We start from the raw sequence: 22,094 nt of genomic DNA on the forward strand, positions 1-22,094 counted from the left end.
AAGTCCCGCCTTCCAATCCCTTCGCAGTTCATGAGAGGACCGTCACGAGTGCGTTACGCTTATGCCATTACCGGCGCCCTGTTGCTGGGCGGCACCGCCATTGCCGTTACCACCAGCTCCAATGTCGGCGCCCAGACCGCACAGAATGAAGGCCTGACCGCTGCCGCGCCACAGGGCGCTCCGGCAAGCCTGGCCGACATGGTTGAGAAGTTGCAGCCCGCCGTGGTCAACATTTCCACCAAACAGCGGGTGCAGGTGCAAAATCCCTTTGCGGGCACGCCTTTTGGCCAGTTGTTCGGCCAGGGGGGCGGCCAGCCGCAGACGCGGCAAGCCCAGTCCCTGGGATCAGGCTTCCTGATTTCGGCTGACGGCTATATCGTTACCAACAACCATGTGGTGTCCGCTGGCGCGGAAGGTGCCACGGTGGACTCGATCACCGTCACGCTGACCAACAAGACGGAATATACCGCCAAACTGGTGGGCCGCGATCCCGCGACCGACTTGGCGGTGTTGAAGATCGATTCGCCCAAGCCCCTGCCCTTCGTCAAATTTGGCGACAGCACCAAGGCGCGGGTCGGCGACTGGGTCGTCGCGATCGGCAATCCCTTTGCCCTTTCGGGTACGGTGACGGCGGGGATCATTTCGGCTGTCCATCGCAATACCGGCGGCGGCTATGAGAAGTTCATCCAGACCGATGCGTCGATCAACCAGGGCAACTCCGGTGGTCCGATGTTTGATATGCGCGGCAATGTGATCGGCATCAACAGCCAGATATTGTCGCCGTCGGGCGGCAATGTCGGTATCGGCTTTGCGATTCCTTCGGAGCAGGCCGCGCCGATCGTCGAGACGTTGCGTAAAGGAGAGGCGGTCAGACGCGGCTATCTGGGCGTGCAGATCAGTCCGCTGGGTGAGGATCTGGCCGAATCGCTGGGCCTGGCCAAGAATCGCGGCGAGTTCGTGCAGGGTGTCGAGCCAGGCAAGGGCGCCGAGAAGGCCGGCATCAAGGCGGGTGACGTCATCGTCAGCGTCGCGGGCCAGGAAGTCAGCCCCGAACAGAATCTCTCCTCCATCGTCGCATCGCAGCCGATCGGTTCGCGCGTGCCGATCGTGCTGATCCGCAATGGCCAGCGCCAGACGGTCAATGCCGTCGTGGGCGAGCGTCCGTCCGAGGATGAACTGACCAACTTCGCGCCGCAGCAGGATGAAGATTTCAGCCAGCAGCAGCAAAATCCGGGTCAGGCCGCGCAACAGTCGCTCGGCATTTCCGCAATTCCGTTGACGCCGGGTATCATCCGGCAGTTGGGCATTGCGGCGGATACGCGCGGCGTGGTCATTACCGGCGTGGATGGTTCGACCGACGCGGGAGCCAAGGGGTTGCGGCGCGGCGACGTGATCATCACCGCGAACAACCGTCCGGTCGCCAGCCAGGCGGACCTGGACGCGCAGGTGAAGGCCGTTGCGGCACAGAACCGCAGCGCGATCCTGTTGCAGGTCTTGCGTCGTGGCCAGTCGCCCATCTTCCTGCCCGTGCGGTTGCGGGACAAGTAAGCCGCTTCCGCGCTTGCGGAACTGGTCTGACTGAGCGTAATTTTCGTCATCCCCGCGCAAGCGGGGGTGACGTTTTTTTTGGGGGGCGCAGGGCGATATGGGCGAAGGCATTTTCATCGGGCTGGGCGCGCCGGAAAAAGACGGCGGCGTTCGCCAGTTGCTCAACCTGCGCCGCGCCAACCGCCATGGCCTGATCGCGGGGGCGACTGGGACCGGCAAGACGGTGACGTTGCAGGGCATTGCCGAGAGTTTTTCCGCGCTGGGCGTGCCGGTTTTCCTGTCCGACGTGAAGGGCGATCTGTCGGGTATTGCCATGGCGGGTTCGCCGACGTTCAAAAATGCCGACAAGCTGGTGGCGCGGGCGGCCGAGATCGGGCTGACCGACTATAGCTATAGCGACAATCCGGCGATCTTCTGGGATCTTTATGGCGAACAGGGCCATCCGGTCCGCACCACTATCAGCGAGATGGGGCCGCTGCTGCTGGCGCGCCTGATGGGGCTGAACGAGACGCAGGAAGGCGTGCTGACCATCGCCTTCCGTTATGCCGACGAGGAAGGCTTGCTGCTGCTCGACCTTGGCGATTTGCAGGCGATGTTGGCCTATTGCGCGGACAATGCCGGGACGCTGTCGGCGCGCTATGGCAATGTGACCAAGGCGAGCGTCGGCGCGATCCAGCGGCAATTGCTGCAACTCGAAGCCCAGGGCGGCGACCATTTCTTCGGCGAGCCTGCGCTGGATATCAACGACATGCTGCGGGTGGATGAGCAGGGGCGCGGCTATATCAACATATTGGCCGCTGACCGGTTGATGCAAAGCCCGAAGCTCTATGCGACCTTCCTGCTGTGGCTGTTGTCCGAACTGTTCGAGACGCTGCCTGAGGTGGGCGACCCGGACAAGCCGGTGCTGGTCTTCTTCTTCGACGAGGCGCATCTGCTGTTCGATGATGCGCCAAAGGCGCTGACTGACAAGATCGAGCAGGTGGTGCGACTGATCCGGTCCAAGGGGGTCGGCGTCTATTTCGTGACCCAGAACCCGATAGACATTCCTCAGGACGTGGCAGGCCAGTTGGGCAACCGGGTGCAGCATGCGCTGCGCGCTTTCACGCCGCGCGACCAGCGCGCGATCCGCGCGGCGGCGGAGACGTTCCGTATCAATCCCGATCTGAACGTGGAAACCGCGATCACCGAGTTGAAGGTGGGCGAGGCGCTGGTGTCGCTGCTGCAAGCGGATGGGTCGCCCGGCATCGTGCAGCGCACGCTGATCGCCCCGCCCCGGTCGCGGCTTGGCCCGGTGAGCGCGAAGGAACGGGCGATCATCCAGTCGATTTCGCCGTGCGACGGGAAATATGACGCCGCCGTCAATCGGGAGTCGGCAGAAGAAATATTGGCGGCGCGAGGCGAGGCTGCGGCCGCCGCCGCCGCTGCAAGCAAGGCGCAGGCGGAAGCGGACAAGGCCGCTGCCGTTCAGGCCAAGTTGGAGGCGAAACAGCGCGAGGCGGCAGCGCGGGAAGCGGCCAAGCCGTCCGCCATCGACCAAGCGGTTCAATCCGCAGCACGATCGGCGGCGTCCTCGGTCGGCCGGCAGGTCGCCAATGAACTGGGCAAGGCCGTTTTCGGGTCCAGCCGACGCAAGACATCGGGCGGCGGGATAGCAGGCAAGCTGATGCGGGGGATATTGGGCGGGCTGTTCAAATAAGCTATGAAGGCGTCAACAGGGAGGAGATGGACGTGAAAGCAAATGTGACACTCATCATAATGGCGGGGTTCTTACTGGCGGCTCCCATTGATGCCCAGATAGTTACACCACCGCGCGACGTGATTGGCGCGGCCATTGTCAGCGACATCGCCAGGGACAGACAGGCGGAGCGTGAGGCCAGGCGTCAACCCTATGCCACGCCCGGACATGGTCCGATCGCGTCGGCGGCAGCGGCGGGCGATGCCTGCGCCGCGAAGGCACGGCAACAGGCGGGGCCGAACGCCGCGCTGGTCGGGCGTCCCGTGGCGAGCAGCATGTCGACCGGATGGGAGGTAGAGGGCAATATCGGCTTTCCCGATGGCGGGAGCATCCCGTTCATCTGCTCGGTACGCAACGGGTCGGTCACTGGCATAATCCTGCGACAGTAAAGCGCGCGAAGCCCGGTCATCGGGCGATAAAGATATGCTCTCCCCCTTCCCGTCGCGCGCGATTGCCTAATCCTTGCGAGGGCGGCTAAAGCGCTGGGCATGACCGCCCCCTCCCTACCACGGCATCCGCTGCATTATCCCAATTTCCGGGCCTATCTGGTCGGGCGATGCGCCGCTGTGCTGGCGCAATATGGCATGATGATCGTGCTGGGCTGGCAAGCCTATAATATCGCGCGGGAGACGATGACGACATCGGGCGCGGCGGCGCAGTTGGGGCTGATCGGGCTGGCGCAATTTCTGCCGCTCTTTTTCCTGACCCCGGTTACCGGCTGGGTTGCCGACCATTATGATCGACGGATCATATCGCGCACGACATTGGCGGCACTGGCGCTGGCGGCGGGTTTGCTCGCCTTTGCGACCTTTGAGGGCTGGGTCAGCCTGCCGCTGATCTTCGGCATCGCCGTGGTCGTGGGGATTGCGCGGGCCTTCAATGGCCCGGCCTATGGCGCGCTCGCGCCCAATCTGGTGCCGCCCGCCGTGCTGCCCAATGCGATCGCCATATCGGCGGTGGTGTGGCAGGCCGGTTCGATCGTCGGGCCAGCGCTGGGCGGCTATGCCTATGCGGCGACGCCCTGGGGCGCCTATGCACTGGCCGCCCTGCTCTATGCCGTGGCGTTCGGGGCGATGATGATGATCGGCCCGGTGCCGCAGCCGGCGCGTGACCGGACCCGCCACCCGATCCGCCAGATGATCGACGGGCTGCATTATGTGCGGACCAATCGCCTGGTGCTGGCGACGATCACGCTGGACCTGTTTGCCGTGCTGCTGGCGGGCGCGACCGCGCTGCTGCCGGTCTATGCGCGCGACATATTGCAGGTCGGGTCGACGGGCCTTGGCCATCTGGCCGCTGCGCCCGGCATTGGCGCGGGGCTGGTCGCGCTGTGGTTTTCGATCCGGCCGATGAAGCGCGAGGTCGGCCTCAAGATGCTGGCCGCCGTCATGATATTCGGCCTGGCCACCATCGTCTTTGGCTGCACCGCCTTCCTGCCGCGCAGCATTGCGATGGAGGTCGGGCTTGGCGCGCTGGTGGTGCTGGGCGCGGCCGACATGGTGTCGGTGTTCGTGCGCCAGTCGCTGGTCCAGCTCCATACCCCCGATGCGATGCGCGGGCGGGTGTCGAGCCTGTCGCAGTTGACCATATCGGCATCGAACGAATTGGGCGAAGCGGAGTCCGGTTTTCTCGCCGCGCTGGTCGGGCCGGTTGTCGCTGTCATAGGCGGGGGCATTGGTGCTATCGTCATCACCCTGTTCTGGGCGCGGCTCTTTCCCGAATTGCGCCTTGCACGCACCTTCGACCCACCCGACATAAGGGCGGCGGACCATAGCCAGGAGAAGGCCCCATGAAGACTGCTTCGATACTCGAAACCATTGGCAACACGCCGCATATCCGCATGGCGCGCCTGTTTGGCGATGCGCCCGAAGGCAGCGAAGTGTGGATCAAGTCGGAACGGTCCAACCCCGGCGGGTCGATCAAGGACCGGATCGCGCTGGCCATGATCGAGGCGGCCGAGGCGTCGGGCGAGTTGCAGCCGGGCGGCACGATCATCGAGCCGACATCGGGCAATACCGGCGTGGGCCTCGCCATGGTGGCGGCGGTCAAAGGCTATAAGCTGGTGCTGGTCATGCCTGAAAGCATGTCGATCGAACGGCGGCGGCTGATGTTGGCCTATGGCGCCAGTTTCGACCTGACCCCGCGCGAAAAGGGGATGAAGGGCGCGATCGAGCGCGCGCTGGAGCTGGTGGCGCAGACGCCCAATAGCTGGATGCCGCAGCAGTTCGAGAACCCCGCCAATATCGCGGTGCATGCCCGCACCACGGCGCAGGAAATATTGGCCGATTTCGCCGAGACGCCGATCGATGCGTTGATCACCGGGGTTGGCACCGGCGGGCATATCACCGGCACGGCGGAGGTGTTGAAGGCGGTCTGGCCCGGCATCAAAATCTATGCGGTCGAGCCGACTTTGTCGCATGTCATCAGTGGTGGCCAGCCGGGTCCGCATCCGATTCAGGGCATTGGTGCGGGCTTCATTCCGGCCAATTTGCATACCCAGTTGCTCGACGGGGTGATCCAGGTCGATCCCGCCGACGCCAAGGACTATGCCCGGCGCGCGGCGCGCGAGGAAGGGATGCTGGTCGGCATTTCTTCAGGCGCGACGTTGGCGGCGATCGCGCAGAAATTGCCGGACCTGCCCGCAGGCAGCCGCGTGCTGGGCTTCAACTATGATACCGGCGAGCGCTATTTGTCGGTTCCTGATTTCCTGCCGGAATAAGCGGTCGTTACGACACTCGTGAAGAAGAGCGATACGCCTCACCCCTTGGCGATGGCCTTCTGGGCGCTGATGTTTGTTGGCCTGCCCATGGGAGTGGCTGGCTGGGACAGTCGGCAGAGCGTGCGGGCTGATCCATCAGGCTTTGCGGCGCGGGCGGAAGGGCGCGCAGTGCGGCCGCCCAGCCCGCCGCCGCCGGTCGAGCCGGTGGCGGTCTATGCGCTGGATGCGGACAGGGCGCGGGCACTGAATGCCGCCATTCCTTTTTCGCGCCTTGCCAATCCCCCGGCGCGGCCTTTCCTGTTTTCGGGATCGGAGACGGATCTGGCGCGGGCGGTCGATTGCCTGGCAGCGGCGGAAATCTATGAGGCGGGCGACGATGCCGTTGGCGAGCAGGCGGTCGCGCAGGTGGTGCTGAACCGCGCGCGCCATCCCGCCTTTCCCAAGACGGTGTGCGGCGTGGTGTTTCAGGGGCAGGAACGGCGGACCGGGTGCCAGTTCACCTTCTCCTGCGATGGGGCGCTGGCGCGGACGCCCTCGCCAGCGGCGTGGGAACGGGCGCGGGCGATTGCGCGGGCGGCGCTGGCGGGGAAGGTGTTCGCGCCGGTCGGCCATGCGACCCATTATCATACCAATTGGGTGGTGCCCTATTGGAGCGGGAGCCTCGACAAGATCGGGGCGGTGGGCACGCATCTCTTTTTTCGCTGGCGCGGCTGGTGGGGCACGCCGCCTGCCTTCCGTCGCGGGAGCGCGGGTGGCGAGCCGCTGATCGGGCGGATCGCCAAATTGTCGCTGGCGCATCAGGGGGGCGAGGATGTGCTGCCGGAGAGCGGAGCGCAGCCTGTCGAAACGATCGCCGCCAGTGCGCTGGCCGCCCAGCCCAAGCAGGCGATCGGCGAGGCGATGCTGGGGCGGACGATCGCGGGTGTGCGGCTGGCGGTGCTGGGACCGGATGGCACGAGCTTCCTGGTCGAACTGCCGCGCGGTGGCGCGCCCGACCAATGGCCGGACCTTGCCAGGACATTTTGCGCGGGGCGGCCTGAATGCCGGATCATGGCATGGCGGGCGGGCGGTGCGCCGACAAAGATTCCCTTGAGCGATGGGCAGCTCGAAACGATGAGCTTTGCCTATATCCACAATAGCGCGAGCGGGTTGCAGCGGGCGCTGTGGAATTGCGCGCAGACACCGCGCGCCAACAAGGCGGAATGTATGCGCCAGCGGGTGCCGACTGCCGCCCCTGCCCCGTCGGCCGATGCGGCGCTGGCGGGGGTGCGGCGCAAGGAGCGGTTCGAGACGGTGAAGATCGCGCCGGTGGAGTCAGCGAATAGTACAGCGACCCGGACAAACTAAACGCATAGTGGCATGACCACGCTCATTCGTTATGATATGCTGTTACATAATGATGTAGGGGCAGTATATGGTGACGCGGCGGACGTTTCTGGGCAGCGGCGGGTTGGCGGTTGGCGGGGCGATGGGGCTGGCCTTGGGTGGTGGAACGGCGAAGGCGCAGACGATCGTTACGGATACGAAATGGCCTGCGGAAGCCCCGTTTCGCTTTGCCGGCGACATGGCGGATTTTGACGCAGCGCAGGCTGCGCTGGTCAAGCTCTATGCCGTCAATCGCGATGTCGCGACCTTCGATGCGGCCTATTATGGGGCGATGACCCTGCCCGTACAGGCGGCCTATGCGGCGCGGTCCAACTGGGTCAACCACAACCATGCGCTATTCCTGCGCAATGGCGCGCCGGGTCATCCGCGCGATGTCGAACTCGATAAGTCGCGCGCGGCGGTCGCGACGATGCTGGGCGCGTCGGTCGAGGAGATTGCGTTGGCGGGCGGCGGGACCGAGGCGCTGTACGCTTTGATCGCAAATTATGCGCGGCTCAAGGCGGGTGATGCGGTGATCTATGCCGATGTCGATTATGACGAGATGCAGTTCGCCTGCGACTATCTGGAGCAGAGCCGGGGCGCGCGGATCGTCCGCTTCGACCTGCCCGAACCGCATACGGAGGCGAACATCCTGGCCGCCTATGAGAAGGTGTTGAAGGATACGCCGCGCGCCAAGCTGCTGTTGCTGACACATTTGTCCAACCGCAACGGGCTGGTGCCGCCGGTCAAGGCGATCGTCGCCATGGCCAAGGCGCGCGGCGTCGATGTGATCCTCGACAGTGCACAGGCGGTCGGCCACCTGCCCTTCACGGTCGAAGAAACGGGCGCGGACTTTATCGGCTTTTCGCTGCACAAATGGCTGGCTGCACCGTTGGGGACCGGGGGCATCTATATCCGCAAGGACCGGTTGCAGGACATAGCGCCATGGCTTGGCAACCGCATCCATGGGGCCGATGATATTCGTGCGCGCATTCCCACCGGCACGGTCGATTTCGCGGCGCGGCTGACGGTGCCCTATGCGATCGCGGTGCACGAGGCGATCGGCTTGCCAGCGAAGCATCGCCACCTGCTGGCGCTGCGCGATTACTGGATCGACCGGGTACGCGATGTGCCGGGCGTACAGATCCTATTGCCCGAACTGCCGGGGCGGCATGGCGCGGTGGCGGCGTTTCGTTTGCCGGGCATGGGCGGGCCGGACGATGCGAAGAAGGCGGCGGCGCTGTTCCTCAAAAAATATGGCTTGCTGGTGGTGGCCAAGGCAGGGCTGGCGTCGGGGCCGGTGCTGCGCGTGACCCCGGCCCTGTTCAACACGAGTGCCGAACTCGACCGGCTGGTGGCAGCGATCCGGGCGGAACGCGGGCTGTTTGCCTGACACCCCCCTTCCCAAAGCCGGACAAGCAGACTATATGGGTGGCAATCCGGTCGTCCTGTCGCCAGTCTTGGCAGTGGGTCGGCCGTCTCCCGTATCGTTCGGGGACCGGGGCCGGTTAGCGCGTGGCCAAGGGCAGTATTGGACGAAAACGGCGAGTCATCAGGTGCTGACAGTGCGGATCGGACAGTCCCGACCCGCACTTTTTTGCGTGGAATGAAGCGGTGCGAATCACCCCTTTCTCCATCGCGCTTCGACTGAATTTTCGCTGCGATGCGGAAAAACGCGACGAATGAAGGCAAGGACCAAGCATGGCGACCAAAGCTCTCCCCCCGATCAGTAACACCGGCGCGAAGAAGCGCATCCGCAAGGTGTTCGGCGACATCCACGAAGTGGTGCAGATGCCGAACCTGATCGAAGTGCAGCGGGAGAGCTATGAACAGTTCCTCCGTTCGGACCACTCGATCGGTTATGTGTCGGGCCTGGAAAAGACGCTGCGCAGCGTCTTCCCGATCCGTGATTTCGCGGGCACCGCCGAAATGGACTTCGTCCATTACGAGCTGGAAGACCCGAAATATGACGTCGAGGAATGTCGTCAGCGCGGCATCACCTATGCAGCGCCTATGCGCGTTACCCTTCGCCTCATCGTGTTTGAAGTCGATCAGGACACCGAAACCCGTTCCGTGCTCGATATCAAGGAGCAGGACGTCTATATGGGCGACATGCCCCTGATGACGGGCAACGGCACCTTCATCGTCAACGGCACCGAGCGCGTGATCGTCAGCCAGATGCACCGTTCGCCGGGCGTCCTGTTCGACCATGACCGCGGCAAGACCCATTCGTCGGGCAAATATCTGTTCGCCGCGCGCGTCATTCCCTATCGCGGTTCGTGGCTGGACTTCGAGTTCGACGCCAAGGACATCGTCAACGTCCGTATCGACCGCAAGCGCAAGCTGCCGGTCACGGCGTTGCTGTTCGCGCTTGGCCTGAATGCCGAAGAAATCCTGGGGCATTTCTACAACAAGGTGACCTTCGTACGTGGCGAAGGCGGTTGGCAGATTCCCTATACGCCCGAAGCATGGCGTGGGCAGAAGCCGTCGTTCGACATCGTGGACGCCAAGTCCGGCGAAGTCATCTTCCCGCTGGGCACCAAGATTTCGCCCCGCGCCGCCAACAAGGCGGAGAAGGACGGCCTGACCCAGTTGCTGATCCCGACCGAGGAAGTCTATGGCCGCTACAGCGCCTATGACCTGGTCAATGACGCGACTGGCGAAATCTATGTCGAGGCCGGTGACGAAATCAGCCCGGAAAATCTGGAAAAGCTGGACCAGGCGGGCATCGACCGTCTCGAACTGCTCGACATCGATCATGTCACCACGGGTCCGTGGATCCGCAATACGCTGAAGGCCGACAAGGCCGAAGAGCGCGACCAGGCCCTGAGCGATATTTATCGCGTCATGCGCCCCGGCGAGCCGCCGACGAAGGAAACCGCCGAAGCGCTGTTCGCCGGCCTGTTCTTCGATCCCGAACGCTACGACCTGTCGGCCGTGGGCCGCGTGAAGCTCAACATGCGGCTTGAGCTGGACGCCGAAGACACGGTCACCACCCTGCGCGTCGAGGACATCCTCGCCGTCGTCAAGGAACTGGTGAACCTCAAGGACGGCAAGGGCGACATCGACGATATCGACAACCTCGGCAATCGTCGTGTGCGGTCGGTCGGCGAGCTGCTGGAAAACCAGTATCGCGTCGGGCTGCTGCGCATGGAGCGCGCCGTCAAGGAGCGTATGTCGAGCGTGGACGTGTCGACGGTGATGCCGAACGACCTGATCAACGCGAAGCCCGCCGTGGCCGCCGTGCGTGAATTCTTCGGCAGCTCGCAGCTGTCGCAGTTCATGGATCAGACCAACCCGCTGTCGGAAGTGACGCACAAGCGCCGCGTGTCGGCGCTTGGGCCGGGCGGTCTGACGCGCGAGCGTGCGGGCTTTGAAGTCCGCGACGTTCACCCGACCCATTATGGCCGTATCTGCCCGATTGAAACGCCGGAAGGCCCGAACATCGGTCTGATCAACTCACTGGCCACGTTCAGCCGGGTGAACAAATATGGCTTCATCGAAACGCCCTACCGCAAGGTGATCGACGGCGTCGTGACCGATGACGTCGTCTATCTGTCGGCGATGGAAGAGGCCAAGCACACGATCGCGCAGGCGAACGCGGAGTTGAACCCTGACAACACGCTGGCCGAAGACCTGATCTCGGCGCGTGAAGCGGGCGAGTTCCTGATGGCGCCCAAGGATCACATCACGCTGATGGACGTCAGTCCCAAGCAGCTGGTGTCGGTTGCGGCCTCGCTCATTCCGTTCCTGGAAAATGATGACGCCAACCGCGCTCTGATGGGATCGAACATGCAGCGCCAGGCGGTGCCGCTTGTCAGCGCCGAGGCTCCGTTCGTGGGCACCGGCATGGAAGGCACGGTTGCGCGCGATTCGGGCGCGGCCATCGCCGCCAAGCGTCCCGGCATCGTCGATCAGGTCGATGCGACCCGTATCGTCATCCGCGCGACCGGCGACATCGAGCCCGGCCAGTCGGGCGTCGACATCTACACGCTGCAGAAGTTCCAGCGGTCGAACCAGGACACCTGCATCAACCAGCGCCCGCTGGTGAATGTCGGCGACCTGATCGAAGGCGGCGACGTGATCGCCGATGGCCCGTCGACCGAGTTCGGCGAGCTGGCACTGGGCCGCAACACGCTCGTCGCGTTCATGCCCTGGAACGGCTATAACTATGAGGATAGTATCCTCATTTCCGAGCGCATCGTGAAGGATGACGTCTTCACCTCGATCCATATCGAGGAGTTTGAGGTCATGGCGCGCGATACGAAGCTGGGGCCAGAGGACATCACCCGCGACATCCCGAATGTCGGCGAGGAAGCGCTGCGCAACCTCGACGAAGCGGGCATCGTCTATATCGGCGCCGAAGTGGAGCCAGGCGACATCCTATGCGGCAAGATCACCCCCAAGGGTGAATCGCCGATGACGCCGGAAGAAAAGCTGCTGCGCGCGATCTTCGGTGAAAAGGCGAGCGACGTGCGCGACACGTCGCTGCGCCTGCCGCCGGGCGTTGCGGGCACGGTCGTCGAAGTGCGCGTGTTCAACCGTCACGGCATCGACAAGGACGAGCGCGCCATGGCGATCGAGCGGGAGGAAATCGACCGTCTCGCCAAGGATCGCGAGGACGAACGCGCCATCCTCAACCGCGCAACCTTCAACCGTCTGCAGGAAATGCTGACGGGCCAGGTGGCAACGGCCGCGCCCAAGGGCGTCAAGAAGGGCGTCGAGATCGACGAAGCCCTGCTGAGCGAAGTCGAACGGCATGAATGGTGGAAGTTCGCGGTTGCGGACGACATCCGTCAGGCCGGTATCGAAGCGGTCAAGGCGCAATATGACGAAGCGGTGAAGTCGATCGTCGACAAGTTCGAGGATCGCGTCGACAAGCTGCAGCGTGGCGACGAACTGCCGCCGGGCGTGCTGAAGATGGTCAAGGTGTTCGTGGCGGTGAAGCGCAAGCTGCAGCCGGGCGACAAGATGGCCGGTCGTCACGGTAACAAGGGTGTGATTTCGCGCATCCTGCCGGTCGAGGACATGCCGTTCCTGGAAGATGGCACCCATGTCGACATCGTGCTCAACCCGTTGGGCGTGCCGTCGCGCATGAATGTCGGTCAGATTTTCGAAACGCATCTGGGCTGGGCTGCCCGTGGCATCGGCCAGCAGCTCAAGCACGCGCTGGAAGACTGGCGCGAGGCCAATCCCAACCCTGAGCCGGGCGTCATGCCCGACGCGGTGCGGGATCGGTTGCTGACCGCTTATGGTCCGCAATATGCCGACGAGATCAACGCCCGCACGGCCGAGCAGATCGTCGATCTGGCCGAACATCTCCAGCGCGGCGTGCCGATGGCGACGCCGGTGTTCGACGGCGCCCGTGAAGCGGACGTGTCGGCGATGCTGGAACTGGCGGGGCTGAACACATCGGGTCAGAGCGACCTGTATGACGGCCGCACCGGCGACAAGTTTGACCGTAAGGTCACGGTGGGCATCATCTATATGTTGAAGCTCCATCACCTTGTCGACGACAAGATCCATGCCCGTTCGATCGGCCCTTACTCGCTCGTCACGCAGCAGCCGCTGGGTGGTAAGGCGCAGTTCGGTGGTCAGCGCTTCGGGGAAATGGAGGTCTGGGCGCTCCAGGCCTATGGTGCCGCCTATACGCTGCAGGAAATGCTGACGGTGAAGTCCGATGACGTGGTCGGCCGCACCAAGGTCTATGAAGCGATCGTCAAGGGTGACGACACGTTCGAGGCCGGTATTCCCGAAAGCTTCAACGTGCTGGTCAAGGAAATGCGCTCGCTGGGCCTCAACGTCGAACTCGCGACGATGGACGCGATCGCTGACGAGGACGACGGCTTCGCGGCGGCGGCGGAGTAGGACAAGGATGACGAATACACAGAGATGGGGGTTACGGTTGGTAGCGGTTGTCCTGTGTATTTTGACTGTCGTGGTGCGTGATTTGGGTGGTGATGGCTATTTCGACTGGGGCAATGTGCTTGCTGCAATCCCCTTCATTATCGCCATCACAATCTTCAATCGCACCCGCACACGAAATTCACCCTATAAGGGATCGAAGAAATGAATGAACTGACCAACTTCGCCAATCCGGTCGCCAAGACCGAGACGTTCGACCAGATCCAGATCGGCCTTGCCTCGCCAGAGCGCATCCGGTCCTGGTCCTTCGGCGAGATTAAGAAGCCCGAAACCATCAACTATCGCACGTTCAAGCCCGAACGCGATGGCCTGTTCTGCGCGCGCATCTTTGGTCCGATCAAGGATTATGAATGCCTGTGCGGCAAGTATAAGCGCATGAAATATAAGGGCATCGTCTGCGAAAAGTGCGGTGTCGAAGTCACGGTGAGCAAGGTGCGCCGCGAGCGCATGGGCCATATCGAACTGGCCGCGCCGGTTGCGCATATCTGGTTCCTGAAATCGCTGCCTTCGCGCATCGGCCTGCTGCTCGACATGCAGTTGAAGCAGCTGGAGCGCGTCCTCTATTTCGAAAGCTATATCGTCACTGAGCCGGGCCTGACCCCGCTGGAAAAATATCAGCTTCTGAACGAAGACGAACTGCTCGACGCCCAGGACCAATATGGCGAGGACGCCTTCACCGCCGGGATCGGCGCGGAAGCGGTCAAGATCATGCTGATGGATCTCGACCTTGAGGGCGAGAAGAAGATCCTGCTCGAAGAGCTGGCGACGACCAAGTCGGAGCTGAAGCCCAAGAAGATCATCAAGCGCCTGAAGGTCGTCGAGAGCTTCCTGGAATCGGGCAACCGTCCCGAATGGATGATTCTGGACGTCGTTCCTGTGATCCCGCCAGAGCTGCGCCCGCTGGTGCCGCTGGACGGTGGCCGGTTCGCGACGTCGGATCTCAACGATCTCTATCGCCGCGTGATCAACCGCAACAACCGCTTGAAGCGCCTGATGGAGCTGCGTGCGCCGGACATCATCGTCCGCAACGAAAAGCGCATGTTGCAGGAAGCGGTCGACGCCCTGTTCGACAATGGCCGTCGCGGCCGCGTCATCACCGGCGCCAACAAGCGTCCGCTCAAGTCGCTGTCCGACATGCTCAAGGGCAAGCAGGGCCGCTTCCGTCAGAACCTGCTCGGCAAGCGCGTCGACTATTCGGGTCGTTCGGTCATCGTGACCGGTCCTGAGCTGAAGCTGCATCAGTGCGGTCTCCCTAAGAAGATGGCGCTCGAACTGTTCAAGCCGTTCATCTACGCGCGTCTGGATGCCAAGGGTCTTTCCATGACCCTGAAGCAGGCCAAGAAGTGGGTCGAAAAGGAGCGCAAGGAAGTCTGGGACATCCTGGACGAGGTGATCCGCGAGCATCCCGTGATGCTGAACCGCGCGCCGACGCTTCACCGTCTGGGCATCCAGGCGTTCGAACCCGTGCTGATCGAGGGTAAGGCGATCCAGCTTCACCCGCTGGTCTGCTCGGCCTTCAACGCCGACTTTGATGGCGATCAGATGGCCGTCCACGTTCCGCTGTCGCTCGAAGCGCAGCTGGAAGCGCGCGTGCTGATGATGTCGACCAACAACATCCTGTCGCCAGCGAACGGCAAGCCGATCATCGTGCCGTCGCAGGACATGGTGCTGGGCATCTATTATCTGTCGATGGAACGCGAAGGCGAGCCGGGCGAAGGCATGCTGCTCGCCGACATGCAGGAAGTGCATCAGGCGCTGTTTGCCAAGGCCGTGACCCTGCACAGCAAGATCATCAGCCGCGTGCCGCAGACCGACGAGGCCGGCAACAGCTACCTCAAGCGCTATGAGACGACGCCGGGCCGCATGTTGCTGGGCGAATGTCTGCCCAAGGCGCACAAGGTGCCGTTCGACGTCGTCAACCGCCTGCTCACCAAGAAGGATGTGGGCGACGTGATCGACGAGGTCTATCGTCACACCGGCCAAAAGGACACGGTGCTGTTCGCCGACGCCATCATGGCGCTGGGCTTCAAGCATGCGTTCCAGGCGGGCATTTCGTTCGGCAAGGACGACATGGTCATTCCGGACTCGAAGGAAGGCACCGTCGCCGAAACCAAGGCGCTGGTTGCCGACTATGAGCAGCAATATCAGGACGGCCTGATCACCCAGCAGGAAAAGTATAACAAGGTGATCGATGCCTGGTCGCAGTGCGGCGACAAGGTGGCGAACGCCATGATGGACGAGATCCGCGCCCAGCCCAAGGACCCCAAGACGGGCCGTCTGGCACAGATCAACTCGATCTACATGATGGCGCACTCCGGTGCGCGTGGTAGCCAGGCGCAGATGAAGCAGCTGGCCGGTATGCGCGGCCTGATGGCCAAGCCGTCGGGCGAGATCATCGAAACGCCGATCATCTCGAACTTCAAGGAAGGCCTGACCGTCCTTGAATATTTCAACTCCACCCACGGCGCCCGCAAGGGTCTGGCCGACACCGCGCTCAAGACGGCGAACTCAGGTTACCTGACCCGCCGTCTGGTCGATGTCAGCCAGGATTGCACGATCGTCGAGGAAGATTGCGGCACCGAAAAGGCGCTGGAGATGAAGGCGATCGTCCAGGGCGGTTCGGTCATCGCATCGCTTGGCGAGCGTATCCTGGGCCGCACCACGGCCGAGGATATCATCGACACCAAGGATGGTTCGGTCATCGTGCCGATCGGCACGCTGCTCGACGAAGCGCTGATCGTGCAGATCGAAGCGATCGGCACGCAGGCGGTGAAGATCCGCAGCCCGCTGATCTGCGAGAGCAAGATGGGCGTCTGTGGCAAATGCTATGGTCGTGACCTTGCCCGCGGCACCCCGGTCAATATCGGCGAAGCGGTCGGCGTCATTGCGGCGCAGTCCATCGGCGAACCGGGTACGCAGCTGACCATGCGGACCTTCCACATCGGCGGCGCGGCGAACTTTAACGAAACGTCGAACCTGGAATCGATGGCGGACGGCACGATCGAACTGCGTGACATGCCGACCATCACCGACAAGCAGGGCCGTCGCCTGAGCCTCGCCCGCAACGGCGAGATCGCGATCATCGACAGCGAAGGGCGCGAACGCGAAACCCATCGCCTGCCTTATGGTGCCACCATCCTGTTTGCAGATGGCGACACGATCAAGAAGGGCGATCGCTTTGCCGAGTGGGACCCGTTCACCATGCCGGTGATCACCGAGCGTCCGGGTATCGTGAAGTATGTCGACCTGATCGACGGCAAGACGCTGGCCGAACAGACCGACGAAGCGACGGGCATCGCCCAGCGCGTCGTCACCGAGCATCGTGGTGCCGCGCGCACCAAGGAGGATCTGCGTCCGCGCCTGACCCTGCTGGACGATGGTTCGGGGGAAGCGGCCCGCTATATGCTGGCGGTCGGTGCGACCTTGTCGGTCGAGGATGGTGCCACCGTGTCGGCTGGTGACGTGCTGGCGCGTGTCAGCCGCGAAGCCGCCAAGACCCGCGACATCACGGGCGGTCTGCCGCGCGTGGCGGAGCTGTTCGAAGCGCGCAAGCCCAAGGACAACGCCATCATCGCCAAGGTGTCGGGCCGCGTCCAGTTCCTCAAGGATTACAAGGCGAAGCGCAAGATCGCCATCAATCCTGAGGATGGCGGCGAGCCGGTCGAATATCTGATCCCCAAGAGCAAGGTGATCGACGTCCAGGAAGGCGATTTCGTCAAGCGCGGCGACAATCTGATCGGCGGTTCGCCCGATCCGCATGATATTCTCGAAGTGCTCGGCATCGAGCCGCTGGCAGAATATCTGGTCGCCGAAATCCAGGAAGTCTATCGTCTGCAGGGCGTGAAGATCAACGACAAGCATATCGAGACGATCGTTCGTCAGATGCTGCAGAAGGTCGAGATCATCGAGTCCGGCGACACCACCTTGCTGGTGGGCGAACAGGTCGACCGCGAGGAAATGGACGAGATCAACAGCAAGCTGGCACCGGGCTTCCTGCCTGCCGCCGGCAAGCCCGTGCTGCTCGGCATCACCAAGGCGTCGCTGCAGACCCGTTCGTTCATCTCGGCTGCGTCGTTCCAGGAAACCACCCGCGTCCTCACCGAGGCAGCGGTTCAGGGGAAGAAGGACACGCTCATTGGTCTGAAGGAAAATGTCATCGTCGGCCGCCTGATCCCGGCGGGTACGGGCGCTGGCATGAACCGGATGCGGGTTGCCGCTTCGTCGCGTGACGCGGCGATGCGCGCCTCGCTGCGGGCCGCCAGCCAGATCGACCTGATCGCGCCCAAGACGGCGGCGGCCGAACATGCCGCCGAACTGCGCCAGGGACCGGAAGCGGCGATCGGCGACGATCCGCTGGGTGCCGTGCAGGGTGAAGACTTTACCACGCAGGACGCGGAGTGATCCGATAGGGTGTTGGGGCCACATGCCGTTCAGGCTGTGGCTCCGGCGCTGACGGTGCCTTGAGCGCCTACGAAAAAGCCCGCCGCAGCGTTTGACGCTTCGGCGGGCTTTTTCGTGGGGTGTGGCAGGGATGGGAGTCCCCTGCCCTGACCGATCAGCGGTCGATGGTCACATCGTCGAAATAGACGGTCTGGTGCCCCTTGGCATCGGCGGAGCGGTAGCTGCCGAGTTCGACGCCGAGATTGGGATTGGAAGGGTAAATGGCGGGGTTGAAACCCCAAGCCACCGATTTATCGAAACATTTTCGACCATTAAGCCAAAAACCCACCCGGCCGCCTATGCGCTTGTTGGAGCGCCCAGATTCAAGCACCAAGGCAAAGTTATTCCAAGTCCCTTTGCGCACCTCCCCGCGATAGAGGACGCCTTTATCGCGCTCATCAAAATGAATGAGCCGCCCTGCCTCCGGGCTACGGACTGCAACGATGAACTCCTCAACATCGGGCGACTTATTGCGGCGGCGCGATGCAGGAACAATCCTCAACGACACGATCGGCCCACCGGGTTCGGTCACACCAGGCTTGGCACCTCCATCCATTTTGTTGGATTGATAGACTTGGAAGTGAAGCATCTGCGATAGCGGCGTGTCATATTCTGGGCCGAGCTTCATGTTGAAGCTGATTTTCGTGGTTTTACCATCACCGACACGCATGCGACCATTCTCGCCGCCTGGGAGCGGACGATAATGCGACCAGAAACTATACATTATCTTATTCTTCTGCGCGCCCTTACGGCTGGGATCGAGCGACACCCTTAGGCAGGAAGGTGGACTTTTGCAGCCGGTCGCTACGATTTGCGGCAGGTTCGTTCCGCGCGTGTCGGCGCGCGTATCTTGATCCATGGTCGCGCGAAAATCGACGCCGTTTCGCGCATCGTCGATCACGGTCGACCCCTTGGCCCGCATGGCCTGCCCTTGGTCGAAATCAACCTTGAGGCGGGTCGTGGGTCCAGAAGATCCAATGGCGGGAACAGAACACGCCACGCCCGCTACCATCAGACAACGCCGCATATGTGTGGCCATGTGCCCTCCTTATACAATTTAATGCAGGAGATGCTCCATGCCGCCTGATCAACGCATGAACGCGCAAATGATCCCGTGGCGATGATAGCAAAAGCGCTTGGCTTCCAGAAAAGCGGTTAAGGGACGAAGCGACGGTCAGTACCCTTGGATGAGCAACCAAGGAGACGGTGTTTCTACGATCACTGTTCGCGCAAATCCATTTCGAGTACCGAAGCGCTCCTCCGACAATTTGATCTCTGCCGCCTGGGGCAAGTGAAAGGTAAGCCCCTTGTCCCCTTTCAGCGAACAAACCATGCCCTGATCAATTTTCACGGTAACAGGATTGGCACCATCGGACTCCAGCAGATTCCATTGGAGCCGCACATCATGGCTTTTGATCACCGGGGAGTCAGAATAGTCGATGCGAATTTCGCCAGCTCGAATTTCATAATTTTCAATGATGACCGTCTGGTCTTCAACATCACGATAGGCGATACCGAAGGCGATCGCATCTGCCTCTTCGACCTGCTGCAGAAAAACACCGTGGGAGATATGTTGGGACGCGGAGGCCAAGGACAGCCAATTCTCCCCTTCACGCCAACTCAAGCCAGTCCCAAGCGAAACAGCAGGCTTTTCGGGCACCAAAAAGGCTGCGTCCGCCAAGGCGCCATCCAGCAAGCAGGTCTCAAATGGTACCTCTGCCATTTCGGCAACCTGAAGCCCGACCGGGAATTGGCCCGGTCCGCGCGCCAAGGCGATATTCACGGCTGCGCCATCGCAATTGGCGATCACCCTATTGAAAGGATGGGGGAGTTCCAACACGTAGCGGCCAGCCTCTGCTGGAGTGGCTCTTTCCTGTAAGCCTTCCGATGTCGCCGCAGCCTCATAAGCCAATCCCAATATGGCCCCCAAAAGCAGATTATATTGGGAATGGGATGAGTAGCGTTCATAGCCATGCTGCTGGGAATAGGGTGCGCGATTGCGCACGACGGAAAACTCTCCGCTGGGCAAGCGACAGGCATCGACGGCCCCATAAGCGCGACGGGCCGCACGTTTGAATACACCGGCCAGTGCATGTTGTGCGGGATCATCCACCATATGGCGACATGCGGCTTCGAAGCATAAGGCTTGCAACGCATCACCCCACAGATGATGCGAGCTGCGCCCACCTGAATAAAGTGCGCCATTTGGCATTTGGAGGAAGAGGCTGGTCAGTTGCCCCAGGCGTAGCGCAGTTTCCAGCTTTTTAGCGAAGGGACCGTCATACCCCCGGTACAACATCTCACCCAACCAGCAACGCGGGAAGATGTCGTAGACCGACGGCCCTTCGGTATAGAGGCCGAAGGGGTTGTTGAAGAAGCGGCCTTGCATGGATAGCGAGGTCTCGACGAAATCAAGATTGTCGCGAATACCTGCAGCGTAGAAAAGATATTCTCCCGCCGAGGCCTTGCAGTTCCAATTCGATCCCGGCCCATCGCGACCACCAATTTTGTGGCGATAAAGGCGGAAAGGATTGGTATCGCGCAATTGCTGCTTCCACCCCTCCATCTGGCTGGCATCGACAAATGGCTCAATGAGCCGCAACGCCTGGCCGAGAAAGAAAGGAAAGAAATCTTCATGTTTGGTGGCAGCTTTCCCCTGACAGAAGGTGGAAATTGACCAATCAATAGCCCGAATTGCCGAACCCTTAATATCAGGATCATTCCCTTCCGCCAGCAAAAGGCTGGAGCAATAGGCATAGGCCGGGGTAGAGTATTGAAATTCTTCTTTCTTGTTCGGATCTATTATGGCTCCACCGGGGGCCTGCAACGCCCCAAAAAAGCCAACGATGCCGCGAACACCATCGAGATAATCGGCACGCGATCGACCGGTGGGGTTGAGAGGCGCATCCTTTTCCGCACAGGCCAACGCCATTTTGTGAAGGCGGGAAAATTCGAGGGTGGATTCATCGAAAGACGGCCAAGCGTCTGGATAGGAAATATACTGAGTGACAGCAACTTCTTCCACCGCCGGTTCGACGCGCAAGTGGTTGATAATCCAGTTATTATTTGGCGAATCAAAAGACAATCGCAGACCATTTTGACCCGCAACCGCCCCGAATTCCGTTACCGTAAATTCAAAGCGTCGGCCTTTGATCAAAGGTATTGGAGTGTCTGTACCCTCGACGTGCACGACTGTGCGATGATCTTCAAAATCCGTATCACCACAGACCAAGGTGCATTTATACTGGCCCGCAGGCACGTCTACAACGAGCGTTGCGGGGGTAAACGACAGAACGAAGCCGGGATACCGGACGCCGCCATAGTCCCGGAAGCGGTTATTTCGCTTGCCACTGCCCTCCCAGCCAGCCACCTTTCCAGGGCCATATCTCGTGGAAGCCCGGATGTTTGGATGACCGAAGCCCTGGGGATAATCGCCAAACCAAAGATCAATCACCGGAGCAGCGTCCTCATACTTCGACAGAATTTTTCTCCTGAAATGGAAGCGGAATGCCATAAGCCTTCATCGCCTTTGTGAAGGACTTTAGCTCCGTATAAAGTTCGGTCTTGAACGAGTCGTGATACGCCTGAGCATCGGGATAGAGAAGGAAGCGTACCAGGTGGTGCCCCTTACCCCGCGCCTCCTTGTATTTTTTCAGGCTATCCTCGCTAAAATTCTCGATCCGACCCGCAAGCTTCTCCTTCGTATGCCGCTGCACGATCTCAAAAGGTTTCGAGTGATAATGTGCATAAACAAACCGCGTGTGCCGACGATCGTTGCTATGCACCGATTTCCCGTCGTGATAGCCGATATCCAGCGACTTGCAGCTATTTGCGGCGAAGAAGGTCTTCTTGACATCAGTCGATAGACGAAAAAATCCGTGCTTTTCGGGATGATTGTCGAAGCCCATGCTGATGAACAGGACGCGCTTGGACCCTTTCAATTCCTCCAACTCCTCGAAAATATCCTGCTTGCGGAACGAAGGCTTCCGATCATCCCCCATCACACCTACAAATTCATCACAATCGAGCGGAAAGAAAAAATCGTATGATTTCAGCTTGTCTAGCTGCTGGATTTTATCCGCCAGAATATCACCCTTGCCTTCGAAATCCGATTTTTGGGAATATTCAAGATAGACGTTCACCCCTTTGGCTTGGGCGTCGGCCAGGATTTCCGATATGATCGGGGATGTCGATCCATTATCGTAGACATATAAATTTTCAGCGCCAAACAGTTCGCTATGATATTGTATCCATGGACCAAGAAGATCTTCTTCATTCTTCTGCATCATCAGGCATGCAACTTTCACCGCCAAATCCTTTCAAATATTCATTCTTCGGATGGTCGCTGAACAGCCAGCATTT

Annotated in this window: 13 protein-coding genes; 10 read left to right on the forward strand and 3 right to left on the reverse strand. The window is 61.4% G+C overall.

Annotated features, from left to right (window positions below; genetic code table 11):
- Window positions 1-48: 48 nt before the first annotated feature.
- From J2W40_RS12310 to rpoC, 10 genes are all read left to right on the forward strand, one after another.
- Window positions 49-1,548 (forward strand): Do family serine endopeptidase, encoded by a 1,500-nt coding sequence (locus tag J2W40_RS12310; protein ID WP_310225139.1) that lies wholly within the window; start codon window positions 49-51, stop codon window positions 1,546-1,548.
- Window positions 1,549-1,645: 97 nt separating this feature from the next.
- Window positions 1,646-3,244: a helicase HerA-like domain-containing protein gene (locus tag J2W40_RS12315; protein WP_310225141.1), complete on the forward strand. Its 1,599-nt coding sequence runs from the start codon at window positions 1,646-1,648 to the stop codon at window positions 3,242-3,244.
- Window positions 3,245-3,276: 32 nt separating this feature from the next.
- Window positions 3,277-3,672 carry a hypothetical protein gene (locus tag J2W40_RS12320; RefSeq protein ID WP_310225143.1) on the forward strand — a complete coding sequence of 132 codons (396 nt, stop codon included), beginning with the start codon at window positions 3,277-3,279 and terminating at the stop codon, window positions 3,670-3,672.
- Between the two features lie 99 nt (window positions 3,673-3,771).
- Window positions 3,772-5,076: an MFS transporter gene (locus tag J2W40_RS12325; RefSeq protein WP_310225145.1), complete on the forward strand. Its 1,305-nt coding sequence runs from the start codon at window positions 3,772-3,774 to the stop codon at window positions 5,074-5,076.
- Window positions 5,073-6,002, forward strand: a complete 930-nt coding sequence (gene cysK, locus J2W40_RS12330) for a cysteine synthase A (RefSeq protein WP_310225147.1) — start codon at window positions 5,073-5,075, stop codon at window positions 6,000-6,002. Before J2W40_RS12325 ends, cysK begins: the two co-directional genes overlap by 4 nt.
- Before the next feature lie 51 nt (window positions 6,003-6,053).
- Window positions 6,054-7,349 (forward strand): cell wall hydrolase, encoded by a 1,296-nt coding sequence (locus J2W40_RS12335; protein WP_310225201.1) that lies wholly within the window; start codon window positions 6,054-6,056, stop codon window positions 7,347-7,349.
- Window positions 7,350-7,416: 67 nt separating this feature from the next.
- Window positions 7,417-8,760, forward strand: a complete 1,344-nt coding sequence (locus tag J2W40_RS12340) for an aminotransferase class V-fold PLP-dependent enzyme (RefSeq protein WP_310225149.1) — start codon at window positions 7,417-7,419, stop codon at window positions 8,758-8,760.
- 308 nt (window positions 8,761-9,068) lie between these two features.
- Entirely contained in the window at window positions 9,069-13,235 is a 4,167-nt protein-coding gene (gene rpoB / locus J2W40_RS12345; RefSeq protein ID WP_310225152.1) for a DNA-directed RNA polymerase subunit beta, read from the forward strand.
- Between the two features lie 7 nt (window positions 13,236-13,242).
- Window positions 13,243-13,440: a hypothetical protein gene (locus J2W40_RS12350; RefSeq protein ID WP_310225154.1), complete on the forward strand. Its 198-nt coding sequence runs from the start codon at window positions 13,243-13,245 to the stop codon at window positions 13,438-13,440.
- Entirely contained in the window at window positions 13,437-17,693 is a 4,257-nt protein-coding gene (rpoC, locus tag J2W40_RS12355) for a DNA-directed RNA polymerase subunit beta' (RefSeq protein WP_310225157.1), read from the forward strand. Before J2W40_RS12350 ends, rpoC begins: the two co-directional genes overlap by 4 nt.
- A 154-nt stretch (window positions 17,694-17,847) precedes the next feature.
- Here rpoC and J2W40_RS12360 read toward each other — a convergent pair whose 3' ends face one another.
- The 3 genes from J2W40_RS12360 to J2W40_RS12370 form a co-directional block, all read right to left on the reverse strand.
- The gene (locus J2W40_RS12360) at window positions 17,848-18,771 is read right to left on the reverse strand and encodes a hypothetical protein (protein ID WP_310225159.1); all 924 of its coding nucleotides are present in this window, start codon (window positions 18,769-18,771) and stop codon (window positions 17,848-17,850) included.
- A 135-nt stretch (window positions 18,772-18,906) separates the two neighbouring features.
- Window positions 18,907-21,246 (reverse strand): hypothetical protein, encoded by a 2,340-nt coding sequence (locus tag J2W40_RS12365; protein ID WP_310225161.1) that lies wholly within the window; start codon window positions 21,244-21,246, stop codon window positions 18,907-18,909.
- Window positions 21,200-22,021: a glycosyltransferase family 2 protein gene (locus tag J2W40_RS12370; RefSeq protein WP_310225163.1), complete on the reverse strand. Its 822-nt coding sequence runs from the start codon at window positions 22,019-22,021 to the stop codon at window positions 21,200-21,202. Before J2W40_RS12370 ends, J2W40_RS12365 begins: the two co-directional genes overlap by 47 nt.
- Between the last annotated feature and the right edge of the window lie 73 nt (window positions 22,022-22,094).

This window comes from Sphingobium xenophagum, from assembly GCF_031457465.1.
In the GTDB taxonomy this organism is placed as follows: domain Bacteria; phylum Pseudomonadota; class Alphaproteobacteria; order Sphingomonadales; family Sphingomonadaceae; genus Sphingobium; species Sphingobium xenophagum_A.